This is a genomic window from Lysobacter sp. Root916, assembly GCF_001429785.1.
GTDB lineage: Bacteria > Pseudomonadota > Gammaproteobacteria > Xanthomonadales > Xanthomonadaceae > Lysobacter.
In genome coordinates, this window is sequence record NZ_LMJF01000012.1 from 563,797 (window position 1) to 586,837 (window position 23,041).

General features: G+C 69.1%; 22 protein-coding genes and 1 pseudogene. 4 read left to right on the forward strand and 19 right to left on the reverse strand.

Annotation, left to right across the window (positions count from 1 at the left end; translation table 11 throughout):
* Position 1: 1 nt before the first annotated feature.
* The 10 genes from ASE35_RS12110 to ASE35_RS12155 all read right to left on the reverse strand — a co-directional run bounded on the left by ASE35_RS12110 (position 2) and on the right by ASE35_RS12155 (position 10,393).
* Positions 2-664 (reverse strand): PepSY-associated TM helix domain-containing protein, encoded by a 663-nt coding sequence (locus ASE35_RS12110; protein ID WP_082611240.1) that lies wholly within the window; start codon positions 662-664, stop codon positions 2-4.
* Positions 661-1,347: a Fe2+-dependent dioxygenase gene (locus ASE35_RS12115; protein WP_056182921.1), complete on the reverse strand. Its 687-nt coding sequence runs from the start codon at positions 1,345-1,347 to the stop codon at positions 661-663. The genes ASE35_RS12110 and ASE35_RS12115 overlap by 4 nt, the downstream gene beginning before the upstream one ends.
* A gap of 64 nt (positions 1,348-1,411) precedes the next feature.
* Positions 1,412-3,733 carry a TonB-dependent siderophore receptor gene (locus ASE35_RS12120; RefSeq protein ID WP_057163956.1) on the reverse strand — a complete coding sequence of 774 codons (2,322 nt, stop codon included), beginning with the start codon at positions 3,731-3,733 and terminating at the stop codon, positions 1,412-1,414.
* Positions 3,734-4,007: 274 nt separating this feature from the next.
* Positions 4,008-4,331 (reverse strand): non-heme iron oxygenase ferredoxin subunit, encoded by a 324-nt coding sequence (locus ASE35_RS12125; protein WP_056182927.1) that lies wholly within the window; start codon positions 4,329-4,331, stop codon positions 4,008-4,010.
* Positions 4,332-4,421: 90 nt separating this feature from the next.
* Positions 4,422-4,970 carry a GNAT family N-acetyltransferase gene (locus tag ASE35_RS12130; RefSeq protein WP_057163957.1) on the reverse strand — a complete coding sequence of 183 codons (549 nt, stop codon included), beginning with the start codon at positions 4,968-4,970 and terminating at the stop codon, positions 4,422-4,424.
* The gene (locus tag ASE35_RS12135) at positions 4,967-6,199 is read right to left on the reverse strand and encodes a cysteine desulfurase (RefSeq protein WP_057163958.1); all 1,233 of its coding nucleotides are present in this window, start codon (positions 6,197-6,199) and stop codon (positions 4,967-4,969) included. Before ASE35_RS12135 ends, ASE35_RS12130 begins: the two co-directional genes overlap by 4 nt.
* Positions 6,196-7,404, reverse strand: coding sequence for a Fe-S cluster assembly protein SufD (sufD, locus tag ASE35_RS12140; protein WP_235570067.1), 1,209 nt, complete (start codon positions 7,402-7,404; stop codon positions 6,196-6,198). The genes ASE35_RS12135 and sufD overlap by 4 nt, the downstream gene beginning before the upstream one ends.
* Positions 7,405-7,492: 88 nt before the next feature.
* Positions 7,493-8,257, reverse strand: a complete 765-nt coding sequence (gene sufC, locus ASE35_RS12145; RefSeq protein ID WP_056182938.1) for a Fe-S cluster assembly ATPase SufC — start codon at positions 8,255-8,257, stop codon at positions 7,493-7,495.
* A 167-nt stretch (positions 8,258-8,424) separates the two neighbouring features.
* A complete protein-coding gene (gene sufB, locus ASE35_RS12150; RefSeq protein WP_057163960.1) occupies positions 8,425-9,906 on the reverse strand; it encodes a Fe-S cluster assembly protein SufB in 1,482 nt (493 codons plus the stop codon).
* A gap of 16 nt (positions 9,907-9,922) precedes the next feature.
* Positions 9,923-10,393, reverse strand: coding sequence for an SUF system Fe-S cluster assembly regulator (locus ASE35_RS12155; protein ID WP_056182946.1), 471 nt, complete (start codon positions 10,391-10,393; stop codon positions 9,923-9,925).
* Positions 10,394-10,835: 442 nt separating this feature from the next.
* On the opposite strand from ASE35_RS12155, the pseudogene ASE35_RS12160 reads away from it, so the two are divergent.
* From ASE35_RS12160 to ASE35_RS12175, 4 genes and pseudogenes are all read left to right on the forward strand, one after another.
* A pseudogene (locus ASE35_RS12160) lies at positions 10,836-11,300 on the forward strand (SET domain-containing protein-lysine N-methyltransferase); the annotation flags it as partial.
* A 555-nt stretch (positions 11,301-11,855) separates the two neighbouring features.
* Positions 11,856-12,641, forward strand: a complete 786-nt coding sequence (locus ASE35_RS12165; protein WP_057163961.1) for a 3-hydroxybutyrate dehydrogenase — start codon at positions 11,856-11,858, stop codon at positions 12,639-12,641.
* Positions 12,642-12,650: 9 nt separating this feature from the next.
* A complete protein-coding gene (locus ASE35_RS12170) occupies positions 12,651-13,868 on the forward strand; it encodes a patatin-like phospholipase family protein (RefSeq protein WP_056182953.1) in 1,218 nt (405 codons plus the stop codon).
* A 261-nt stretch (positions 13,869-14,129) separates the two neighbouring features.
* The gene (locus ASE35_RS12175; RefSeq protein WP_057163962.1) at positions 14,130-16,385 is read left to right on the forward strand and encodes a DUF5916 domain-containing protein; all 2,256 of its coding nucleotides are present in this window, start codon (positions 14,130-14,132) and stop codon (positions 16,383-16,385) included.
* 10 nt (positions 16,386-16,395) lie between these two features.
* Here ASE35_RS12175 and ASE35_RS12180 read toward each other — a convergent pair whose 3' ends face one another.
* The 9 genes from ASE35_RS12180 to ASE35_RS12220 form a co-directional block, all read right to left on the reverse strand.
* Complete coding sequence (locus tag ASE35_RS12180; protein WP_057163963.1) at positions 16,396-17,355, reverse strand: DMT family transporter; 960 nt, start codon at positions 17,353-17,355, stop codon at positions 16,396-16,398.
* A 55-nt stretch (positions 17,356-17,410) separates the two neighbouring features.
* Positions 17,411-18,235, reverse strand: coding sequence for an AraC family transcriptional regulator (locus ASE35_RS12185; RefSeq protein WP_057163964.1), 825 nt, complete (start codon positions 18,233-18,235; stop codon positions 17,411-17,413).
* 41 nt (positions 18,236-18,276) lie between these two features.
* The gene (locus ASE35_RS12190) at positions 18,277-18,744 is read right to left on the reverse strand and encodes a putative toxin-antitoxin system toxin component, PIN family (RefSeq protein ID WP_057163965.1); all 468 of its coding nucleotides are present in this window, start codon (positions 18,742-18,744) and stop codon (positions 18,277-18,279) included.
* 15 nt (positions 18,745-18,759) lie between these two features.
* Entirely contained in the window at positions 18,760-19,503 is a 744-nt protein-coding gene (locus ASE35_RS12195) for a hypothetical protein (protein ID WP_057163966.1), read from the reverse strand.
* Positions 19,500-20,207 (reverse strand): hypothetical protein, encoded by a 708-nt coding sequence (locus tag ASE35_RS12200; RefSeq protein ID WP_057163967.1) that lies wholly within the window; start codon positions 20,205-20,207, stop codon positions 19,500-19,502. Before ASE35_RS12200 ends, ASE35_RS12195 begins: the two co-directional genes overlap by 4 nt.
* Position 20,208: 1 nt before the next feature.
* The gene (locus tag ASE35_RS12205) at positions 20,209-20,796 is read right to left on the reverse strand and encodes a DUF1439 domain-containing protein (RefSeq protein WP_056182974.1); all 588 of its coding nucleotides are present in this window, start codon (positions 20,794-20,796) and stop codon (positions 20,209-20,211) included.
* Between the two features lie 179 nt (positions 20,797-20,975).
* Entirely contained in the window at positions 20,976-21,686 is a 711-nt protein-coding gene (locus ASE35_RS12210; protein ID WP_056182977.1) for a tellurite resistance TerB family protein, read from the reverse strand.
* Positions 21,687-21,784: 98 nt separating this feature from the next.
* Positions 21,785-22,414 carry a LysE family translocator gene (locus ASE35_RS12215; RefSeq protein WP_057163968.1) on the reverse strand — a complete coding sequence of 210 codons (630 nt, stop codon included), beginning with the start codon at positions 22,412-22,414 and terminating at the stop codon, positions 21,785-21,787.
* A gap of 216 nt (positions 22,415-22,630) precedes the next feature.
* Positions 22,631-23,017, reverse strand: coding sequence for a thioredoxin family protein (locus ASE35_RS12220; protein WP_200956237.1), 387 nt, complete (start codon positions 23,015-23,017; stop codon positions 22,631-22,633).
* Between the last annotated feature and the right edge of the window lie 24 nt (positions 23,018-23,041).

Below are 23,041 nucleotides of genomic sequence, written 5' to 3' on the forward strand. Positions count from 1 at the left end.
TTCAATGCATGAAAAGGACGATCAGCAGCGCCGGTATCGCCACGCCCGCGGCGACCAGCGGCCAGGTCTTGCCGCGCTGGCGCGCATGCAGCTGCAGCAGCCACAGGCCGGTGAGCGCGAACAGCAGGCAGGCGACCGCGAACAGATCGATGAACCAGCGCCAGACCGCGCCGGTGTTGCGGCCCTTGTGCAGGTCGTTGAGCCAGGCGATCCAGCCGCGGCGGGTGAGTTCGTATTCGATCGCGCCGCTTTCGCGGTCGATGCTGAGCCAGGCATCGCCGCCGGGACGCGGCAGCGAGATGTAGACCTCGCCGTCCGACCATTCCACGCTGCGGCCTTCGGTATTCACGCCCAGCTGGGCCTCGATCCAGTCGCGCGCGCCGGCCGGCAGCGGCGCATCGGCCGCGCGTTCGCCTTGCAGGCCGCGCAGGGCGCTGGCCGGCAGGGTGTCCTTTACCGTGACCACCTGCGGCTCGGCTTCGATCTGGGCGGCATGGTTGAGGGTGATGCCGGTGGCGGCGAAGATCAGCAGCGCGAACAGGCTCAGCGCCGCGCTGATCCAGTGCCAGCGGTGCAGGGTCTTGAGCCAGTACGCGCGCCGGTTCGGATCGCCGGCCTTGGCCGTGGAGTCGCGCGCGCGCGCGGCGGCGTCGTTGGCGCTCAAGGCTCGCTCCAGCGACGCAGCAGGTTGTGGTACACGCCGGTCAGCTGCACCAGCGCCGGATGCTCGGGCACGTCGGCGGTGAGGCGGCGGATCGAGACGTCGAGTTCGAACATCAGCCGGCGTTGCGCGTCCTCGCGCAGCAGGCTCTGGATCCAGAAGAACGAGGCCAGGCGCGCGCCGCGCGTGACCGGGGTGACCTTGTGCAGGCTGGTGCCGGGGTAGAGCACCAGATCGCCGGCCGCCAGCTTGATGCTGTGGCTGCCGTAGGTGTCCTCGATCACCAGCTCGCCGCCGTCGTATTCCTCCGGCGCGCTCAGGAACAGAGTCGCCGACAGATCGGTGCGCACGGTGTCCATGCCGCCGCGGCTGCGGTCGTAGCGGATGGCGTTGTCGACGTGGAAGCCGAAGGCCTGGCCGCCTTCGTAGCGGTTGAACAGCGGCGGGAACACCCGCTGCGGCAGGGCCGCGGAAAAGAAGGTCGGGTTCTTGGCCAGGGCGTCGAGGATGATCGCGCCCAGCTCGCGCGCGACCGGGTCGTTCTCCGGCAGCTGCGCGTTGTCCTTGGCCTTGGCCGACTGGTAGCCGGCGGTGATGCGGCCATCGGCCCAGCCGGCCTGCGCCAGCCGCTCGCGGCAGTGCGCGACCTGTTCGGGGCTGAGGACTTTGGGCACGTGCAGCAGCATGGTCTTCCTCAATGCGGCCGCCCGGGAGGTCCCGGGCGGCGCGCGCGGACTATGGAAGTCCGGATTAGAACGTGAAGTTGGCGCTCAATACCACCTGGCGCGCCTCGCCCGGCGTCGCCCAGCCGTTGTTGCGGATGCGGGTGTAGTACTCCTCGTCGGCCAGATTGCTGACGTTGAGCTGGAGGGCGGCGTTGCGGTTGATCTTGTAATTGACCATCGCACGGTGGGTCCAATAGCTGTCCGCGGTCACCAGCGGGCCGTTGAGGTTGGTCGCGCTGTGCTGGGTCAGCCAGATCTTGCCCTGGTAGGTCGCGCCGTAGCCGATCTGCCACTTCGGCGACAGGTCGTAGGTGGTCCACAGGCTGAAGGAGTGCTCCGGCACGTTCAACAGGCGATCGCCCTGGGTGTAGTCCAGGCCCAGGCCGGCCTGACGGTCGGACACGCCCTGCAGCACTTCGCTGTCCAGGTAGGCGTAGTTGGCGTAGACCGCCCAATGGTCGGTGAGCAGGCCGGACACGCCCAGCATCGCGCCGTCGACGCGCGCGCGGCCGTCGAGTTGCTGCGCGCCGGTCGGATTGTTCGGGTTGCCCGGGTCGGAGACCTTGTAGTTCTCGCGGTCGTTGCGGAACAGCGAACCGGTCAGCGCCAGACGACCCTCGAACAGATCCCACTTGGCGCCGATTTCGTAGTTGACCGCGGTTTCCGGATCGACTGTGCAGTTGGCGGTGCCGGTGGTGCTGGTCAGGGTGCAGGAACCGTTGACCGAGGCCTTGGACGGCGTCTTGGAGTTGCCGTAGGCGGCGTACACGCTGACGTTTTCGACCGGCTTGTAGACCAGGCCGGCGCGGTAGGAGAACAGGTCGTCGGTGTTCTTGGCCGGCACGCCGTAGCCGGTGACGGTGCCGATCGGCTGCGCCGGCAGCGGCGCGCCCACGGTGGTCGGCGCCAGCACCACGGTGGCGGTGTTGGTCTTGCCTTCGTTGTGCTCGTAGCGCGCGCCCAGGCTCAGCAGCCACTGCTCGCTGAACTTGATCGTGTCGAAGACGTAGACGGCCTGGTTGTCGAGTTCGCCTTCGGTGCGGCCGGTCAGGGTGCGGTTGATCGGGCCGCGGTAGACGTTGTCCGGATGGAAAATGTCCATCGTCGGCAGGCCGTTGATGTACGGGTTGGTGCCGTCGGCGTTGCGAAAATCGCTGGTGGTGTCGAGGTCGAAGCTCTCGTGCATCACCGAGAAGCCCGCGACCAGGGTGTGCTGCACCGAGCCGGTGTTGAACTCGGTGGTCAGGTCGGTCTGGGTGTAGAGGGTGGTGTTGCGGGTGTCGCGACCGAAACCGCGCGGGCCGCTGGGCAGGTAGCGGCCCGGGGCCACGCCGGCCGGGCAGGCGACGCCGAGCGGAGTCAGGCCGTTGGGCATGCACCAGGTGCCCTGCACCGCGTCCACCAGCGAGAACTGGTCGACCTGCTGCCAGCGCGTCAGGTTGCGCACCTTCATGGTGTCGCTGAAGCGGTGCTCCAGGATCGAGGTCAGCGAGTCGTACTCGATTTCCTGCTGGTCGATGTTCTTGTAGCCGTAGTAGGTCGACGGATCGACGCCGGGCAACGGGCCGCCGTTGAAGAACGGCACGCCGTACTCGGGGATGTTGTCGTCTTCCTGGTGGACGTAGTTCAAGGTCCAGGTGGTGTCGCTGCCCAGGCCGAAGCTCAGCGAGGGCGCGATGCCCCAACGCTCGTTGCGCTCGACGTCGCGGCCCGGGATGTCGTTCTGGTGCGCCATCACGTTGATGCGGAACGCGCTGCTTTCGCCCAGCAGGAAGTTGCTGTCGGCGGTGACGCGGGCGTAGTCGTCGGTGCCGGCGGCGATGCTGGCGCGGTTGAATTCGGTCGCGCCGGCGGACTTGCTGACCAGGTTGATGGTGCCGGCCACCGAGCCCGCACCCGAGTAGACCGAGTTGGCGCCGTTGATGACTTCCACCGATTCCAGGTTGAACGGATCGGTGCGGCTGTACAGACCGCTGTCGCGCACGCCGTCGACGGTGATGTCGTTGCTGGCGTCGAAGCCGCGCAGGTTGATCTTGTCGCCGAAGCCGCCGCCGCCTTCGCCGGCGCCGAAGGTGATGCCGGGCAGGGTCGCGAGGATGTCCTGCAGCGACAGCAGGTTCTGGCCGTCGATGGTGCTGCGGTCGATCACGGTGATCGTCTGCGGGGTGTCGCGCAGCGGCGCGGTGTACTTGCCCGAGCTGGCCTTGAGCACCTTCACGCCACGGACTTCGACGCCGTCCAGATCCTTGGCTTGGGGATCCGGCGCCGGCGCCGCGATGGCGGGAACGCTGAGGGCGAGGGCAAGTGCACCGGCGAGCGGCGACACGACGAACTTCGTGGTCGACATGGGGGGTCCAGGGCTGACGATGGGGGAGCGGGCCAATCAGGACCGCGTTAACCGGGAATATTAATGAGAGCGATTCGCATTTGCAACGAAAAGTGAATGCGGCGTTCGCAATTTGCGTGTGCGCTGGTCGGGAACGGCGCAGCGGGCGCGGCGGGACGACCGCAGGCGGGCCTTGGGGCCGTCGGGGATCGGTCGCTCGCGCGAGGCCGCGCGGGCGGCCGTTGGACAGGGGATTGGGACGATGCTCAGGGCGAGGAAAGCGCCCTACGCCGCCTCAGGCGCGGTCGTCGCGGGTCCAGACCCCGTCGTTCTCGACCTTGACCGGGAACTTGGTCACCGGGCTGTAGGCGGGCGCGCACAGCGGGCGGCCGTCGCGGATGTCGAACTTGGCCCCGTGCAGCACGCACTCGACCGTGGCTTCCTCGCCGTCGTAATTGCCGGCCGAGAGCTCGAAGTCCTCGTGCGAGCACTTGTCTTCCAGCGCGTAGTAATCGCCGTCGTAGTTGCAGACCAGGATAGGCGTGTCGCCGTCCCAGGCCACGGTGGATTCGCCCGGCAGCAACTGCGAGGTAGCGCAAACGAAGACCCAGTCGCCCATGGTTTCAAATCCGAGATTGGGGATTCGGGATTCGGGATTGGAAAGAGCGGCTCTTGCGAATCTCTAATCCCCAATCCCAAATCCCAGTTCTTAAAACAATTTTTCCAGAACTTCGAAACGCAGATCGTCGCGCTTGGGCAAGCCGAAGCGCGCGTCGCCGTAGGGGAACGGCTTGATGATGCCGGTGCGGCGGTAACCGCGGCGCACGTAGTACGCGATCAGTTCCTCGCGGGCGTCGATCACGGTCATGCGCATCGCCGGCAGCTTCCAGTCCTCGCGCGCGATGCGCTCGGCCTCGTTGAGTACGATCTTGCCGATGCCGCCACCCTGCAGGTTCGGGCGCACCGAGAACAGGCCGAAGTAGCCGGCGCCATCCTCGACCGCGACATGCGCGCAAGCCAGCAGCTCCGGCGCGTCGCCGTCGGCGCTGGCGCGCTCGGCGATCAGCAGCACGCTGTGCGCGCGGTCGATGCACTCGGAGATGTCGTCGGCGCCGGTGCGGCGGCCGCCGAGCAGGTCGGCCTCGGTGGTCCAGCCGACCCGGCTGCTGTCGCCGCGATAGGCGGACTCGACCAGCGCGATCAGGGCGTCAGTATCGGCATGAGTGGCGGGGCGGAAACTCAGGGGCGTGTCGTTCATGCGAGCAGCGTGCGTACCTTGGTCAAAGCGGCGACGAAGGCGTCGACCTCGTCGAACGTATTGTAGTAAGCCAGCGAGGCGCGGCAGGTCGCCGGCACCCCGAGATGATGCATCAGCGGGTGGGCGCAGTGATGGCCGGAACGGATCGCCACGCCTTCCAGGTCGAGCAGGGTGGCCAGGTCGTGCGCGTGCGCGCCCTCGACCAGGAAACTGATCACCGCCGCCTTCTCCGGCGCGCGGCCGAAAATGCGCAGGCCGGGCACCTCCGACAGCGCGCGGGTGGCGTAGTCGAGCAGGGCCCGCTCGCGCGCTTCGATGTGGTTCATGCCCAGCGCCGACAGGTAGTCCACCGCCGCGCCCAGGCCGACGAAGCCGGCGATGTTGGGGGTGCCGGCCTCGAACTTGTGCGGCGCATCGTTGAACACCGTGCCTTCGAAGCGCACTTCCTTGATCATCTCGCCGCCGCCGAGGAAGGGCGGCATCTGCGCCAGGTGCTCGCGGCGCGCCCACAGCGCGCCGGTGCCGGTGGGGCCGTTCATCTTGTGACCGGTGATCGCATAGAAATCGCAGCCGATCGCGGCGATGTCTAGCGCGCGGTGCGGCGCGGCCTGCGAGCCGTCGATCACGCTGACGATGCCGCGCTTGCGCGCCTCGCGGCAGATTTCGCGCACCGGATTGACCGTGCCCAGCACGTTGGAGACGTGGGTCAGGGCCAGCAGCTTCACTTCCGGAGTCAGCAGCGAATACAGCTGGGGCAGATCGAGCTGGCCCAGGTCGTCGATCTCGGCGACCTTGATGGTGGCGCCGGTGCGCTGGGCGACCAACTGCCAGGGCACGATGTTGGCGTGGTGCTCCATGCGCGTGAGCACGATCGCGTCGCCGGGCCGCAGCCGCGGCAGCGCCCAGGAATAGGCGACCAGGTTCAGCGCGAAGGTGGTGCCGCTACACAGCACCAGCTCGTCGGCGCGCACGTTGAGGAACTTGGCCAGCTTGGTGCGCGCGCCCTCGTAGGCCTCGGTGGCCTCGGTGCCCAGCGCGTGCACGGCGCGGCTGACGTTGGCGTTGTGGCGGCGGTAGAAGTCGTCGACCGCCGCGATCACCGCTTCCGGTTTCTGGCCGGTGTTGGCCGAGTCGAGGTAGATCAACGGCTTGCCGTGGACTTCGCGCGTGAGCAGCGGGAAGTCGGCGCGTACGGCGTTCCAGTCGATGGCGACGGCGGGGGCGTTCATGCGCCAGCGCTCTCGTCGAGGCAGTTCAAGGCCGCGTCCAGACGCGTTTCCAGGGCGGCGCGTAGCTCGGCGTCGTCGAACACGGACAGGGTTTCGCGACAGAACGCCGCCGTCAGCAGGGAGCGCGCCTGCTCGGCGGGCAGGCCGCGCGAGCGCAGATAGAACAGGGCGTTGGCGTCGAGCTGGCCGACGGTCGCGCCGTGCGCGGCCTGGACCTCGTCGGCATGGATCTCCAGCACCGGCTGGGTGTCGATCTCGGCGCCTTCGGACAGCAGCAGGTTCTTGTTCGACAGCATCGCGGCGGTGCCGTCGGCGCCTTCGCGGATCAGGATGCCGCCGTGGAAGGCGGCGCGCGAACGGCCGGCGGCCATGCCGCGCCAGACCAGGTCGCAGCGGCTGTCGCGGCCGACGTGGTCGATGCCCAGGCGGGTATCGAGGTGACGCTTGCCGGTCGCCAGCAGCACGCCGTTGGCATGCAGCTGCGCGGCTTCGCCGTGCAGGGCGACGTTGAGTTCGTGACGCGACAGCGCCGCGCCCAGTTCCAGATCGAGGCGGCGATAGACCGACTCGCGCGAGAGCACGGCGTCGGTGCGCGCGATCGACACGGCGCCAGTGGCTTCGTCCTGCACCCGCGCATGCGCGAGCGTCGCGCGCGGCGACAGATGCACGTGACTGAGGCTGTTGCCCAGGTGGCTATGCTCGCCGCCGCCGAGCTGATGCTCGATCACGCTCAGCGAAGCGCCTTCCTGCAGTTCGATCAAGTTGCGCAGATGCCAGGCCGCGTCGCCGCCTTGCGCCGGCGCGCCCACGAATACCAGTCGTACCGCGCCGCCTTGCGCGCCGCTAGCGACCTTGAGCACGGCGCCGTCTTCGGCCAGTGCGGCATTCACGCGGGCGAAGACTTCTTCCGGACGTTCGTAGCGGCGTTCAAGAAAGTTGGAGGCGCGCGCGTCCTCGTCCGCGAGCAATTGCGACAGCGGCTGCAGCGAGACCCCGGCGGCCAGACCGCTCAGGTCGGACAGCGCGGCGTCGTAGCGGCCGTTGTTGAACACCAGGCGCGGCGCCGGAATCGTCGCCAGCAGGGCGGCATCGAAGACGCCGGGCTGCGGTGCGGCGTAGCGGCGGCGCTCCAGGTTGCGCAGCGGGGTGTACTTCCAGGCTTCGCTGCGCGCATGCGGCAGGCCGGTCTGGAGCGCGGCTTCCATCGCCTGCACGCGGCGCAGGCCGTGGTACTGCTGGCGCGCCAGCAGCGGCGTCAGAGCGTCGGAGAAGGAGTCGAGCAGGGCGCTCATGTCAGGCCACCGCGGTCGGCGCGATGCGGTCCTTGAGCCAGGCGTAGCCGTGCGCCTCCAGCTCCAGCGCCAGCTCCGGCCCGCCGCTCTCGACGATGCGGCCGTCGGCGAGCACATGCACCACGTCAGGCTTGATGTAGTCCAACAGCCGCTGGTAGTGGGTGATCACCAGGAAGGCGCGGTCGGGCGCGCGCAGGGCGTTGACGCCCTCGGCCACGTTCTTGAGGGCGTCGATGTCCAGGCCGGAGTCGGTTTCGTCCAGGATCGCCAGCTTGGGCTCCAGCACCGCCATCTGGAAGATCTCGTTGCGCTTCTTCTCGCCGCCGCTGAAGCCTTCGTTGACGCCGCGGTTGAGCAGTTCGTCCTTCAGGTGCAGCACGGCCAGCTTCTGGCGCACCAGCTTGAGGAACTGGATCGAGTCCAGCTCGGTCTCGCCGCGGGCCTTGCGCTGGGCGTTGAGCGCGGCGCGCAGGAAATAGGTGTTGTTGACGCCGGCGATCTCGACCGGGTACTGGAACGCCAGGAACACGCCTGCGGCGGCGCGCTCTTCCGGCTCCAGCGCCAGCAGGTCGCGGCCCTGGAAGGTGACCGAGCCCTCGACCACCTCGTAGCCCTCGCGCCCGGCGATGACGTTGCCCAGGGTCGACTTGCCGGCGCCGTTGGGCCCCATGACCGCATGCACCTGGCCCGGCTGCAATTCCAGCGAGAGGCCCTTGAGGATGTCCTTGCCGGCGACGCGGACGTGGAGGTTTTCGATCTTCAGCATCTTTTCGTATCCAGTGGTTGAGCGGCGCCCCGATTGCCGAGAGGCCGCTTTTAGCCCCTCTTCCGCTTGCGGGAGAGGGGTTGGGGTGAGGGCCGCGGGGTCCGCTTGCCCTCATCCGCCCTTCGGGCACCTTCTCCCGCGGGCGGGAGAAGGGCAAAGCAACATCGTCAGCCGACCGAACCTTCCAGGCTCACTTCCAACAACTTCTTGGCCTCCACCGCGAACTCCATCGGCAGTTCCTTGAACACCGACTTGCAGAAGCCGTCGACGATCATCGAGACAGCGTCTTCCTCGCCGATGCCGCGGCTGCGGCAATAGAACAGCTGGTCGTCGCTGATCTTGGAGGTGGTGGCCTCGTGCTCGACGGTGGCGTTGGGGTGGCGCACCTCGATGTAGGGGAAGGTGTGTGCGCCGCATTTCTTGCCGATCAGCAGGCTGTCGCATTGGGTGTGGTTGCGCGCGCCTTCCGCGCTGCGCTCTACCTTGACCAGGCCGCGGTAGGTGTTCTGGCCGCGGCCGGCGCTGATGCCCTTGCTGACGATCTTGGACTTGGTGCGCTTGCCGACGTGGATCATCTTGGTGCCGGTGTCGGCCTGCTGGCGGTGGTGGGTCAGCGCGACTGAATAGAACTCGCCGCTGGAGTCGTCGCCCAGCAGCACGCAGGACGGGTACTTCCAGGTAATCGCCGAACCGGTCTCGACCTGGGTCCAGCTGATCTTGCTGCGCGCGCCGCGGCATTCGCCGCGCTTGGTGACGAAGTTGTAGATGCCGCCGACGCCGTTCTCGTCGCCCGGGTACCAGTTCTGCACCGTGGAATACTTGATCTCGGCATCTTCCAGCGCGACCAGCTCGACCACCGCCGCGTGCAGCTGGTTCTCGTCGCGCATCGGCGCGGTGCAGCCTTCCAGGTAGCTGACGTAGCTCTTGTCCTCGGCCACGATCAGGGTGCGCTCGAACTGGCCGGTGCCCATGGCGTTGATGCGGAAGTAGGTGCTCAGTTCCATCGGGCAGCGCACGCCCTTGGGGATGAACACGAAGCTGCCGTCGGAGAACACCGCCGAGTTGAGCGCGGCGAAATAGTTGTCGTGGGTGGGGACCACGCTGCCCAGGTACTTGCGGACTAGGTCCGGGTACTCGCGGATGGCCTCGGACATCGAGCAGAACACGATGCCCTTGTCGGCCAGTTCCTTGCGGTAGGTGGTGCCGACCGAAACCGAGTCGAACACCGCGTCCACCGCGACGCCGGCCAGCTTGGCGCGCTCGTGCAGCGGCACGCCGAGCTTGTCGTAGGTGTCGATCAGCTCCTGCGGCACCTCGTCCAGTGAGGCGTACTTGGCCTTGGGCGCGGAGTAGTAGCTCACGCCCTGGAAGTCGATCGGGGCGATGTTGAGCTTGGCCCAGTGCGGCATCGGCATGGTCAGCCAGTGCCGGTACGCGGCCAGGCGCCATTCGGTCATCCACTCCGGTTCGTCCTTCTTGGCCGAAAGCGCGCGGATGATGTCCTCGTTCAGGCCCGGCGGCAGGCTGTCGGATTCGATGTCGGTGACGAAACCAGCCTCGTAGCGGCGGCCCAGCTGCTCGTGGATCTCGCGGTTGGCGAGGTCCGCGGCGGGCGCGGCGGAGGTCTGTTCGATGATGTCGGTGGCCATGGGGGCTGCCTACTGTCTATGCGTTGGCCAGGCGCAAAGCGATGCGCCTGGTGTCGGGTTCGGGCGGGGGCACGGGCGGGGCCAGCATCTGCGCCAGGGTCACGCTGCGCAGGGCCTCGACCACGACGTCGTTGATGCGGCGCCAGTTGGCGCGCACGCCGCACTGCTGTTCGATGCCGCAATTGCCGGCGTGGACGCTGCACTCGGTCATGCCGAGCGGACCTTCCATGGCCTCGACGATCTCGATCAGGCCGATCTGTTCGGCCGGGCGGGCCAGGCGGTAGCCGCCGTTGGCGCCGCGGAAGCCTTCGACCAGACCGGCCTGGGCCAGCGGCTTGAGCAGCTTGCTCACCGTCGGCGTCTCCAGGCCGGCGCGCTCGGCCAGCTCGGAAGCGCTGAGCACGGCATCGGGCACGCCGTCCAATTGGGCGGCGAGCACGGTCAGAACGACCGTCGCGTAGTCGGTGAGCTTGGTGACGCGGAGCATCGGCGTGGGTGTCGGTTTAATCCGTACCGGAATTGTACGGTTTCCGGCCCGACGGGGCCAGCGCCCGCATTCAGGCGGTTCAGGGGCGGGGGCGCGCCCCTTGCCGGACGGGGCGTTGGGGCGCTCCGGGCGGGCAGACCGGTTTGGGCGGGTTGCAGCGGGGCGGGACGTGGCGGGGCGAGGGGCGATGGAGCGGCGCTGGGACGGAGATCCGTTCGCGCCAGGTAGGGCGGCAAGCGCGCGTCGAGGCGGCGCAGCCGGGGCTTGCGGCGGCCTTGGGGATATCGACCTGGTCGATGCGACGCGGCGTCCCGCGCGGGAGGCGACTCCACGGGGCCGCGCAATGCGGCTCGCGTCGCGTTCGCGCACGCGTCCGCGACCACGATGGCCGCGGACGCGCGTTTGCGGTCAAAATGCGCGGACGTCTCTTCTGGATTACCGCATGCCGCGCAAGATCGCCGCCCGTCGTTCCGCCATCCACGGCAACGGCGTATTCGCCGTCACCCCGATCGCCAAGGGCGAACGCGTAATCGAATACAAAGGCCGCCGCCGCACCCACGAGGAGGTCGACGCGGGCGATTCGGGCGACACCGACTCCGGCCACACCTTTCTGTTCACGCTCAACGACGAGTACGTGATCGACGCCAACTTCGAAGGCAACAGCGCGCGCTGGATCAACCACAGCTGCGCGCCCAACTGCGAAGCCGTGCTGGACGAGGACGAGGGCGACGACCGCCGCCAGGACCGGGTCTTCATCGAGGCCATCCGCGCGATCGCGCCGGGCGAGGAGCTGTCCTACAACTACGGCATCACCCTGGCCGAGAAGCACACCAAGCGCCTGAAGCAGATCTGGGAGTGCCGCTGCGGCTCGGACAACTGCACCGGCACGATGCTGCAGCCGAAGAAGGACAAGAAAGACAAGAAGAAAAAGAAGAAGGACAAGGACAAGAAGAAAAAGAAGGACAAGAAGAAGTCCAAGAAGGATTGAGTGGCGCCCGCGTCAGCCGGCCTTGCCTGCTTTGGGGTAGGAACGGCGTCCCTCAGGGATTTCCTTCGGTCATGAGCCGCGACCGCGCCTCCTGACCAGCGACGAAAGCGCGATGTCGCGCCGGCACCCATGCCTGTGACGCGTTCGCGGTGTCGTGATCGCGGCTCGCGCCGCTCCCACAGGAAGCGCGATCGCCTGGCGCCGCTCCCACAGGAAGCGCGTCCGCCTGGCGCCGCTCCCACAGGAAGCGCGTTCGCCTGGCGCCGCTTCTGTAGAAAGCAGGCCTCGTTCCTGCGCCGGACACGTCCGCGGCGCGGGGCCGGCCGGCTGGTACCAATGGCCGATGGCCGCCCGCGCCGCGCTCGCGGGACACTGCGGTCCCGCGCCGCAACGCCGCGATAACGCAGGGCGGCGACAATGGCCGCTTTCGCGTCCGCTGCCGGCGCGCCCCCATCCGCATTCCCAGGAGTCGTCATGAGTTCGATCCAAGGCCAGGTCGCCGTCGTCACCGGAGCCGCCAGCGGCATCGGCAAGGAAATCGCCCATGAGCTGGCCCGCGCCGGCGCCGCGATCGCGATCGCCGACCTCAACCAGGCCGGCGCCCAGGCCGTGGCCGACGAGATCGTCGCCGCCGGCGGCCGCGCGATCGGCGTGGCCATGGACGTCACCGACGAGGCCGCGGTCGACGCCGGCATCGCGCGCGTGGTCGCCGAACTGGGCGGCGTCGATATCCTGATTTCCAACGCCGGCATCCAGATCGTCAATCCGATCGAGAACTACGCCTTCGGCGACTGGAAGAAGATGCTGGCGATCCACCTGGACGGCGCCTTTCTGACCACCAAGGCGGTGCTGCCGCACATGTACCGGGGCGACAAGGGCGGCACCGTGATCTACATGGGCTCGGTGCATTCGCACGAGGCCTCGCCGCTGAAGTCGGCCTACGTCACCGCCAAGCACGGCCTGCTCGGGCTGGCGCGGGTGCTGGCCAAGGAAGGCGCCAAGCACGGCGTGCGCAGCCACGTGGTCTGCCCCGGCTTCGTGCGCACTCCGCTGGTCGACAAGCAGATCCCGGAGCAGGCCAAGGAGCTGGGCATCAGCGAGGACGAGGTGATCCGCAAGGTGATGCTGGGCAACACCGTCGACGGCGTGTTCACCACCGTCGAGGACGTGGCCAAGACCGTGCGCTTCCTGTCCGAGTTCCCGAGCGCGGCCCTGACCGGGCAGAGCATCGTGGTCAGCCACGGCTGGTACATGCAGTAAGGTCGCCCGATGGCGAGTCCCCCGGGCAAGCGTTCCTCTTCGGCGCCGCGCAAGACGGCGTCGCGCAAGCGCGCGGCAAAGCCGGCCGGGCTGCCGCCGCCACAACGCCGCCCCGAACGCACCGCTCTGGTGCTGCAGGGCGGCGGCGCCTTGGGCGCCTACCAGGCCGGGGTCTATCAGGGCCTGGACGAGGCCGGCATCGCGCCGGACTGGCTGGCCGGCATCTCGATCGGCGCGTTCAACACCGCGATCGTGGCCGGCAATCCGCCCGGGCGGCGGGTCCAGGCGCTGCGCGAGTTCTGGGACACGATCTCGCAGCCGACCCTGCTGCCGGCGACCACGCTGGGGCAGGAAGCGCGTTACGCCGGTCTCGGCGACGACCTGCGCGCCTGGCTGGACACCTGGGAAGCCTGGCGCGCGCTGGTCGAGGGCCAGCGCGGCTTCTACCGGCCGCGCGGCTGGGATCCGCTGGCGGCCTCGGGTCCGGCCACGGCCAGCTGGTACGACACCGCGCCGATGATCGCGACGCTGGAGCGCATGGTCGATTTCGACCGTCTCAACGACGGCGGCATCCGGGTGTCGGTGGGCGCGGTCAATGTGCGCACCGGCAACCTGGAGTACTTCGACAACACCCAGATGCGCCTGGACGCCCGGCACATCCTGGCCTCGGGCGCGCTGCCGCCGGCGTTTCCAGCGGTGGAGATCGACGGCGAGTACTACTGGGACGGCGGCCTGGTCTCGAACACGCCGCTGTCGCAAGTGCTGGCCAGCGAGCCGCGCCGCGACACCCTGGTGTTCCAGGTCGACCTGTGGAGCGCGCAGGGCGAGCTGCCGCAGACCCTGCTGGACGTGGCCGAGCGGCAGAAGGAGATCCAGTACTCCAGCCGTACCCGCCTGATCACCGACATCCAACGCGTGCAGCAGCATTACCGCCGGCTATTGCGCGAGCTGCTGGAGGAGATCCCCGAGGACGTGCGCCGCCGCAACCCTTGGGCGCTGTACGCGGCCGAACTGGCCTGCGACCGCCGCTACAGCGTGATCCATCTGATCTATCGCGAACGCGCGCGCATCGGCCACTTCAAGGACTATCAGTTCGGCCGGGTCGCGATGCGTGAACACTGGCTGTCTGGTCAAGCCGACATCGCGCGTGCGTTGGCGCATCCGGAATGGCTGGAACTGCCGACCGGCGAGGTCGCGTTCGTATCCCACGACGCCACCGCGCCTTGAAACAAGCGCCCGCGCTCGCGCGCACCGCGACGAGGCAGGATCCGTGCCAACGACGGATGCGCAAACCCTGCCGATGGTTGCCATGACTTTTGCCATGCGGTAACCCGGCGCACGCCGTCTAGGCTTCGCCACGCTCGGGCTGCGCAACCGCCAGGGCCAGCACCACACGCAACCTTTCGGCAGGCGTTCGCATCCCATCGATGCCCGACGCCCGCGCTGCGGTTTGCGGCGGCCAACCCCATCAGTATCGAGGCATCCGCCATGCGCGCACCCCTGACCCTGGCCATCCTCGCCGCGCTCGCCGGCGCCGCGCCACTGGCGCAGGCGGTCGAAATCGACGGCCGCCTCGATCCCGCCGAGTGGGAGGGCGCGCAGCGCATCACCGACTTCCGCCTGACCCAGCCCTTGTCGCGCGCGCCCGCGCCGCAGCCGACCGAGGCGCTGCTGCTGGCCACGCCCGAGGGCCTGGCGATCGGCTTCCGCAACACCCAGCCCAGCAGCATTCCGCGCCGGCGCCAGTTCGCCCAGCGCGACCAGGGCGGGCCGATGGACCGGGTCAACCTGTACGTCGATTTCGACGGCGACGGCCGCAACGGCTACAACTTCACCGTGCTGCTGTCCAACAGCATCATCGACACCACCCTCACCAACGAGAACCAGTTCAACGACGACTGGGACGGCGACTGGCGCCACGCCACCAGCGAGGACGAACAGGGCTGGTACGCCGAGATGCTGATCCCCTGGCATATCGCGCCGATGCGTGCGCCCAGCGACGGCAAGCGCACGATCGGTGTGTCGCTGGACCGCGTGATCGGCGCCACCGGCGAGCGCGCCTCGTGGCCGGCGGTGGGCTACACCGAAAGCCGCTTCCTGAGCGCGTTCGAGCGCGTCGAGGTGCCGGCCTACAGCCAGTCTCTGCTGGCGATCACGCCCTACGTGTCCGGCGTCTACGACGCGGTCGGCAAGGACAACGACTTCGACGGCGGTGTCGACCTGTTCTGGAAGCCCAACGGCCGCTTCCAGCTCAGCGCCACGCTCAATCCCGACTTCGGCCAGGTCGAGAGCGACGAGCTCACGGTCAACTTCAGCGCCACCGAGACCTTCTTCAGCGACAAGCGCCCGTTCTTCACCGAGAACCAGGGCTTCTTCGACGTGCCCTTCGGTTCGCTCAACAACAACAGCCGTCTGATCTACACCCGTCGCGTCGGCGGCCGCAACGACGACGGCGTCGGTTCCGGCGACGTCACCGCCGCGATCAAGGTCAACGGTAGCGCCGGCGGCTTCAACTACGGCGTGTTCGCGGCCAACGAGGCCGACGAGGTCGGACGCGACTTCTATGCGGTGCGCGCCACCCGCGACTTCGCCGAACAAGGCGTGGGCGCGATGGTCACGCGCGTGAACCGGCCGTTCCTGGACCGCGGAGCAACGGTGTACGAGTTCGACCACCGCTGGACCCCGAATTCGCAGTGGTCGATCCGCAGCACTCTGGTCGGCTCCAACGTCGATCAGGGCGGCGTCGGCGTGCGCGACAGCGGCGCCCAGTTGCGCATGGATTACGACATGGGCAATAGCTGGCGCCACCAGCTGTATATGGTGCACCTGGGGCGCGACCTGCAGCTCAACGACTTCGGCTATCTCGAGCGCAACAACTTCAACTACCTGCGCTACGACCTCGGCCGGCGCGTGACCGACCTGCCGGCCTCGTCGCCGTACGCCGGCCACGACTGGCACTACGCGGTCTCGCGCCGCTACAACGACCAAGGCGTGCACATCGCCGATGCCGGCGCGATCAACCGCCGCAGCGATCTGCGCGACGGCGGCAACCAGTTCGTCGAGATCGCGGCCTGGAGCGCCGGTCACGACGACCTGATCACGCGCGGCAACGGCGTGGTCGACGTGCCCTCCAAGCTGTACCTGTACTTCGAACGCTTCCGCCCGCGTCAGAACGACGGGCGCTGGGCCTTCTACGGAGAAGCCCAATACGCGGCCGAGGGCCTGGGCGGCATGGACGAGGGCAAGTCGCGGCTGTACTTCGAGCCGCGCTATCACGTCAACGACCGCCTGAGCTTCTTCAGCGGCATGGAGATCTCGCACAACCCGGATTGGTTGCTGTGGCGCGGCGGCAATCTGCTCGGCAGCTTCCGCTCCGACATGATTTCGCTGAACGCCGGTTCGGTGTGGCTGATCGACGACAAGCAGGAACTGCGCGTGCGCCTGGAGGCGATCGGCCTGGACGCGCACAGCCGCCAGGCCTATCGCGTCGCCGCCGACGGTCGCCCGCTCAAGGTCAACGAGTCGATTCCGAACTTCAACCTGCGCAATCTGGGCTTCCAGATCCGCTACCGCTACGAGCTGGCGCCGCTGTCGCACCTGTACATCGCCTACGTGCGCGGCGGCGATCTGTTCGAGGAAGGCCTGAATCTGCAGGGCAGCGCCGGCAGCGAGTTCGGCGACGCCTTCGACCTGCGCGACAGCGAGCAGTTGCTGATCAAGCTGTCGTACCGCTTCGAGATCTGAGGCCCCGTCCTCAGGGCGCGGGTGCGGCCGGCACCGGCTTCACCCGCAAAGCCCACAGCACGCCGGCGATCAACAGACCGATGCCCGCCAGGGTCAGCGGGCGCGGCATCGCGCCGCGCAGGATGAAGGCGTAGGCCAGCGCGAACAGGGTTTCGAATACGATCAGCTGCCCGGCCAGCGCGGTCGGCAGGCGTTGGCTGGCTTCGTTCCAGCACAAGGTGCCGACCCAGGACGCGAGCAAACCGATCGCGACCATCAGGCCGATGAAGAACGCCGGCCGCGGGCCGAACGGCATCGCGAAGTCGCTGCCGAGCGCCGCGCTGCCGCCCCACAGCGCGGCGTACCCCAGCAAGGCCAGGGGCAGGGTCGCCAGGCCCTGCGCGGTCGCCCAGGTGCGGGGGTTGCGGCCCGGATGCGCGCGCAGCCAGTCGGCGTTGCGCAGCGGGTACCAGGTCCAGCAGATCAGCGCGCCGATCGCGAGCAGGCCGCCGCTGAGATAGCGCGTGAGGTCGGCGTCCGTATCGCTGAGCAGTGCGTCGAGTTCGACCTGGTTGACGCAGGCGATGCCGGCGCCGATCAGCAGCAGCGACGGTGCCAGCCGCGCCCACGGCAGGCGGCCGTCGCGTTGCGCGTTGCGGCGATTGGCGGCGATCGCGATCACCACCGGCAAGGTGCCGATGATCATGGTCGGCAAGGGGCCGCCCGCGCGCTGGATCGCGCTGGCCAGGCACAGGTAGTAGAGCAGGTTGCCGACCGCGCACAGCTTGAGCGCCTCGATCCAGTCGGAGCGGCCGAGCTGGCGCAGCGCTGCGCGGTCGAACCAGGCCAGGGGCAGGGCGATCAGGCCGAAGGCCAGATAGCGGCCGACCGACTGCAGGGCGGCCGGGTACTCCGGCAGCAGCAGCGGGCCGACGAAGACCAGGCCCCAGATCAGGCCGGCCAACAGCGCGTAGAGGGTTCCGATCAGCATGGCCGCAGCATGGCGCGCGCGGGCCGGCGATTCTTGTACGAGATTGCGCCCGCGCTCAGCCGCGCAGTTGCCTGCGATAGCGCGCCGGGGTGATGCCGTAGCGGCGCACGAAGGCGCGGGTCAGGTGGGCCTGGTCGGCCAGGCCGGTCTCGGCGGCGACCTGGGCCGGCGCGATGTTCTCGGCCAGCCGGCGCTTGGCCTGGTGCAGGCGCAGCGCCATCAGCATCTGCTGCGGGGTGACGTGGTAGTGGTCGCGGAAGCGGCGCAGGAAGTGGAAGGGGCTGAGGCCGGCGACGGCGGCCAGTTGTTCCAGGCTCAGGCGTTCAGCCAGATGGCAGCGCAGGTAGTCCAGCACCGGCGCGAAACGCGGCGCGGCCTCGGCGCGCTCGCGCTGCGGCACCCGCGCGTGCGCGCGGAACTCGTCCAGCAGGGCCGCCAGCTGGCTGTCGAAGGCCAGCGGCTCGCGCGCCTGCCACAGCGCGTCCAGGCGCGCGCCGATGCGGCGCGCGCGGGCGGGGTCGTGGCGCACCGCCTCGTCGAACCACCAGCCGCTCTCGCCGGTGACCTCCGCGGCCAGGTCGGGGTCGATGTAGGCCATGCGGTAGCGCCAGCCGCCTTCGGTTTCGGCGCGGCCGGTGTGCAGCACGTCGGGGTTCATCAGCACCAGCGAATCCGGCGGCGCCAGGTGATCGCTGCCGCGGTAGCGGAAACGCTCCACGCCCGACTCGATCGCGCCCAGGCCGTAGGCTTCGTGGGTATGCGGCTCGAAGGCGTGGCGGACGATGTGGGCGCGGTAGAGCTCGATGCCGCGGCGATGCGCGGGCTGCCGGAATTCGGCGGCATCGTGGGCGTGGACGAATTGCTCGGGTACGCCTTGCATGGGGCGAGTATCGCATGCGCCGTCGCGGCGGCGCCGCGCAGCTAGGCGCGCGCGCTGCGGAACGCGTCCACCCCGGCCCAGGCCTGCGGCGTCATGATCTCGAACAGGCCGGCGCGCGCGTTGCGACGGCCGAGCACGGTCAGCGCATGGTCGCGGCTGAGCAGGCAGCTGGCATCGGCGGCGTGGGCCAGTTCGAGGAATTTCTGATCGTCGGGGTCGGCGCAGCGCGGCAGCGCGCGCTCGGGCGGCGGGCGTCGCTCGCTGTCGGCCAGAACGCGCACCACGGCGTCGTAGGCGCGCAAGGCCTGCGCCTGCGTCTGCGCATCCAGGCCGAGCTGGGGATAGGCGAGCACGCGCTGCCATTCGTCGCGGCAGTCGGCGTCGCTGACCGCTTCGACGCGGCCGCTGGCGAGCGCGTCGGCGAGCGCGGCCGCGTGCGGGTCGCGAAACACGAACAGATCGAGGCAGACGTTGGTGTCCAACACCAGCCGCGGTCGCGGCGTCGTCATCGCGTGCGCCACCGCTTACAGATCGTCTTCGCCCGGGAACGAGACCGACAGTTCCGAGATCACGATCCACTGGCCCTGCTCGGGGTACTTGGGATCGTCGCTGGAATACGTGCCTTCGCCGACCGGCGTCTTGCCCTGCGGCACGCCCTGATCGCCGTTGTCGCGCAAGCCCAGGCTGGCGCTGCGCCCGACCTGTTCGTCCTTGCGCGCATCGAGCTTGCCGCCGTGGTAATCGACGATGGTGCCGCCGTAGTCCCACTCCAGCCCGTAGAACGAAATCGGTTTGCCGTTGAGGGCGACCATCTCGGGCAGCGGCATGCCCACGCGCAGGCCGTTGTCCAGCGTCCACTTCGATTGCGGACCGAACACGCGCACCAGCGACAGGCCCTGCAGGCTCTGCTCGTTCTGGAAGTACAGATAGGCGCGACGGGTCGGATCGTCGGGGAACAGGATCACGCCGGAGAATTCCTCGCCCTCGGCGCCGGGCACCTTGCCCAGGCGCACATTGGCGGCGCCATAGCGCTTGCGCAGTTCGTCAGGGCCGGTGTCGGGCGCGAAATCGCCGGGCAGCACGAAGTCGGCGGCGGTGGCGCTGTCGGCCGCTGCGCTCGCGGCTTGTCCGCTCGCGGGCGCGGCCGCGGCCGGCGCGGGCTTCGCGTCGGCCTGCGCCGCGGGCGCGTTCGCGGTCGGCGCGGCACGCTCGCAAGCGCTCAGCGCCACCAGCAGCAAGGACGGGACCAGCAAGGTGCGCAGCTTCATGGCTTCACTTCCCTCAGATCGGCGCTGCCGATGCGCCAGGCGCGTTGCTCCGGGCCCGCGCCGTCGACCACGGCGCGGCGCAGTACATAGGCGCCGACATACTTGCGCTGGCTGCCGTCGCGCTGGCTCGCGGTCAGCGCCACCGGCACTTCCAGATACCGCGAGCCGGCGGCGGCATCGACACGGCCCGGCGGCAGGATCTCGACCGATACGCCGGTGGTGTCGGCGAAACCGTCGGCGAACTGCTGCGGCGACTGGCCGCTGGCGCGGCCGCCATCGGACCACAGCGCATGGGCGCGGGCGTAACTGCGTGCGTTGATCGCGGCGTAGTAGTCGCGCACCACGGCGACCGCGTCCTGCGGTGTGGGTTCGCCGGGCACGGCGGTGCCGTCCTCGACCAGCGGCGTGCCGTCGTCGGCGATCGGCAGGCTGCCGTCTTCGGGCGTGGCCGGCAGGATCGGGTTGCCGTTCTCGTCCAGCACCGGCTCCTCGACGATGGCGGCGCTGGGCGGGCCGACCTGGCCCGGTCCCGGCTGCGAGGGCATGCCGGTGACGCCGCCGCTGGCGCCCTGCGGCGCCGGCAACAGCTCGCCGGCCTCGCCGTTGGCGGTGCCGGCCTGGGGATCGTCGTGCTTGCCGCAGGCGCCTAGCGCGAATACGAGCAGGCAGGCGGCGAGCAGGCGGTGGTGGCGGGATGCGCGCATGTCAGCGATCGAGGTGGACGACGACGCGGCCGTGTTCGATCTGGGTGCTGCCGATGCGGCGCGAACCCAGCTTGTCGAGCAGGCTGTTGTCGAAGCGGTAGACGGGTTCCTGGCGCGCGTAGTCGCCGAGCCAGGCGTTGAGCAGTTCGCGCGAGGCGCCGGTCATCACGCCGCCCAGCTGCGGCACGTCGACGTAGTCGATGCGCGGGTCGCGCAGGTGCAGGCCCTGGGTGGCGGCGTCGTAGCGCAGGGCGCTGGTCAGGGTGAAACGCCCGGACGGGCGCTGCGAGGAACCGCTGCCGAGCGCGGCCAGGCCGATGTCGAAGTCCAGGCGCAGGCGGTCGCCGTCGTCGGGAATCGACAGGCGCGGGTTCATCAGGGTCACCGCCACCAGGCCGCCCAGCTTCTCGTAGCGCTTGGGGAAATTGCGGTTCAGGGACTGCTGCAGTTGCGGCGCGGTGAACGCGACCTCGTTGCCGAGGTAGGCGCTGACCGCATTGAGCGTGGAGCAGGCCGCCAGCGTCAGCAGCGCGGCGGCCAGCAGCAGGGAGCGCACTAGAGTGGGGCGGAGGCGGGCTCGGGCGGACATCGGCAAGTTCCGTGGGCGATGCGCGCACGATACCCGGACCGCATGAACGGCGACACAGGGGGATGGCGTGGCCCATCCCCACCCCCGGGTAGGAGCGACGCAAGCCGGCGCCGCTTGCTTTGGCGACGCAGGCGCTCGGTCGCGGCTTGCGCCCGCTCCTACCGCAGGGTTCTTGGGGCTCAGCCCTCGCGCGCGTCCTGCAGTTGCGCTTCCAGGCGCGCCTTGAGGGCGTCGTCGATCTTGAGCTGGCGCGCCAGCTCGTCCAGGTAGGCGCGTTCCATGAAGCTCTGCTCGTCGGCCGCGAGCAGGCTGGCCAGATACATTTCCGAGGCCATCTCCGGGGAGGTGGCGGCACGCGCCACTTCGGCCGGATCCAGCGGCTTTTCGAGCTCGGCGTGCAGCCACTGACGCAGGTTCGGGTCGTTGTCGATGCGGGTGAACTCGCCTTCGATCACTTCGCGTTCGCGCGCGTCGATATGGCCGTCGGCCTTGGCCGCGGCGACCAGGGCCTGGAGGATGGCCTGGCTGTGCAGCTCGGCCTGCGGCGGCGGCAGACGGTCCACGGTCTGCGGTTCGGCGGTGCTGCCGTCCTGTTGCTTGCGGTACTCGCCGTAGGCCTTGTAGGCCAGCACGCCGACCGCGGCCACGCCGCCGTACAGGGCCAGCTTGCCGCCCATCTTGCGCATCTTCTTGTTGCCCAGCAGCAGGCCGAGCGCGCCGCCGGCGAGCGCGCCCTTGCCGAAATCCGCATTCAATAGGCCGCGCTTTTCTTCCTTGCCCTCGTAACGCGCCGGCGCTTTGCCGCCGCCCAGCAGACTCTCGAGCCCACCGCCGCCAAGGCTGCTCTGGGCGGTCTTCAGCAGCTGGTCGAGCAAGCCCTGGGTTTTCATGCGCGCAACTCCGTCGTTAAGGTCGTGAATTCACGACCTGAGGGCGCAGGGTGCGGGCTTCAAGCGCGCCGGCGGCGGCCGGCGCGGCGCGGTTCACCTCAGCCGCGTTGCTGCACCGCCAGGCGCAGGCCCAGGGCGATGAACACGCTGCCGGTCACGCGCTGCTTCCAGCGCCCGGCGCGGGTGGAGAAGCGCCGGCCGAAGCGGCCGACCGCGAAGCTCAGCATCAGGCTGTGGCTGAAGCCGATCAGCGACAACAACGCGCCCAGCACCAGGAACTGTAGCCAGACGTAGCCGCGCTCGGGGTGCACGAACTGCGGCAGGAAGGCCAGGAAGAACAGCGCGACCTTGGGGTTGAGCACGCCGGTGATCACCGAGCGCAGGTAGATGTTGGGCTCGGCCACCGCCGGCGCATCGCTGTCGGCCGCGGGCGCGGTCTCCGCCGGCGCGCGCCAGGCCTTGATGCCCAGCCAGATCAGATAAGCGGCGCCGGCATACTTGAGCACCTCGAAGGCCATCGCCGAGGTCGCCAGCAGCGCCGACAGGCCCAGGCTCGCGGCCAGGGCGTGGATCAGGGTGGCGGTCTCCAGCCCGAACGCGGCGCGCACGCCGCGCGCGGTGCCGCCGGTCGCCGCCTGGGTCAGGATCCAGGCCGTGCCCGGGCCCGGAATCAGCACCAGCACGGCGGCGGCGACCAGGTAAGCGGCGAGGGTGGCGGTGTCGAACATGGCGGCGGCGTTGCGGGGCGGAATCGCAGTCTGCGCTGTGCGTGGGCGCGCGCCAAGTGCGCGCGGCGGCTTGACGCAGGACTCAGCGTTGCGCACGCCGTACGTCTGTGGGGTAGGAGCGGCGTAAGCCGCGACCATGCGAGCCAGCGCAGGTTCGGTAGCCGGCGTAGGTTCGCGGTCGCGGCTTACGCCGCTCCTACCCCAAAGCGGGTGCGGCTAGCCGGTGGCGGCGGTGGGTTCGGCCGCGCGCTGCTTCTCGATCGCCGCGACGAAGGCGTCGGGCCCCGGCCATTGGCCGATGCGCCCCAGTTTCCTGGCGCCGCGGAACACCAGGAAGGCGGGGACGCCATGCAGGCCGAAGCGCGTGCCCATCTGCGGGTCTTCGTAGACGTTGTCGTGCAGCCACTCGATATCCGGCCAACGGAAACGCTCGGGCGCCAGCAGGATCTGGCCCTTGGCGATATCGCAGTTCGGGCAGTCCTTGCCCCACAGGAACAGGATGCGCAGGCGTTCGTCCTCGGCCAGCGCTTCGTCCAACCGCGCCTCGCGCACCAACCGCATCGGGAAGGTCCAGAAGAAGCGCGGGATGGTGGTGTCGCTCACGGGCTCATCCTACTCCCGGAATCC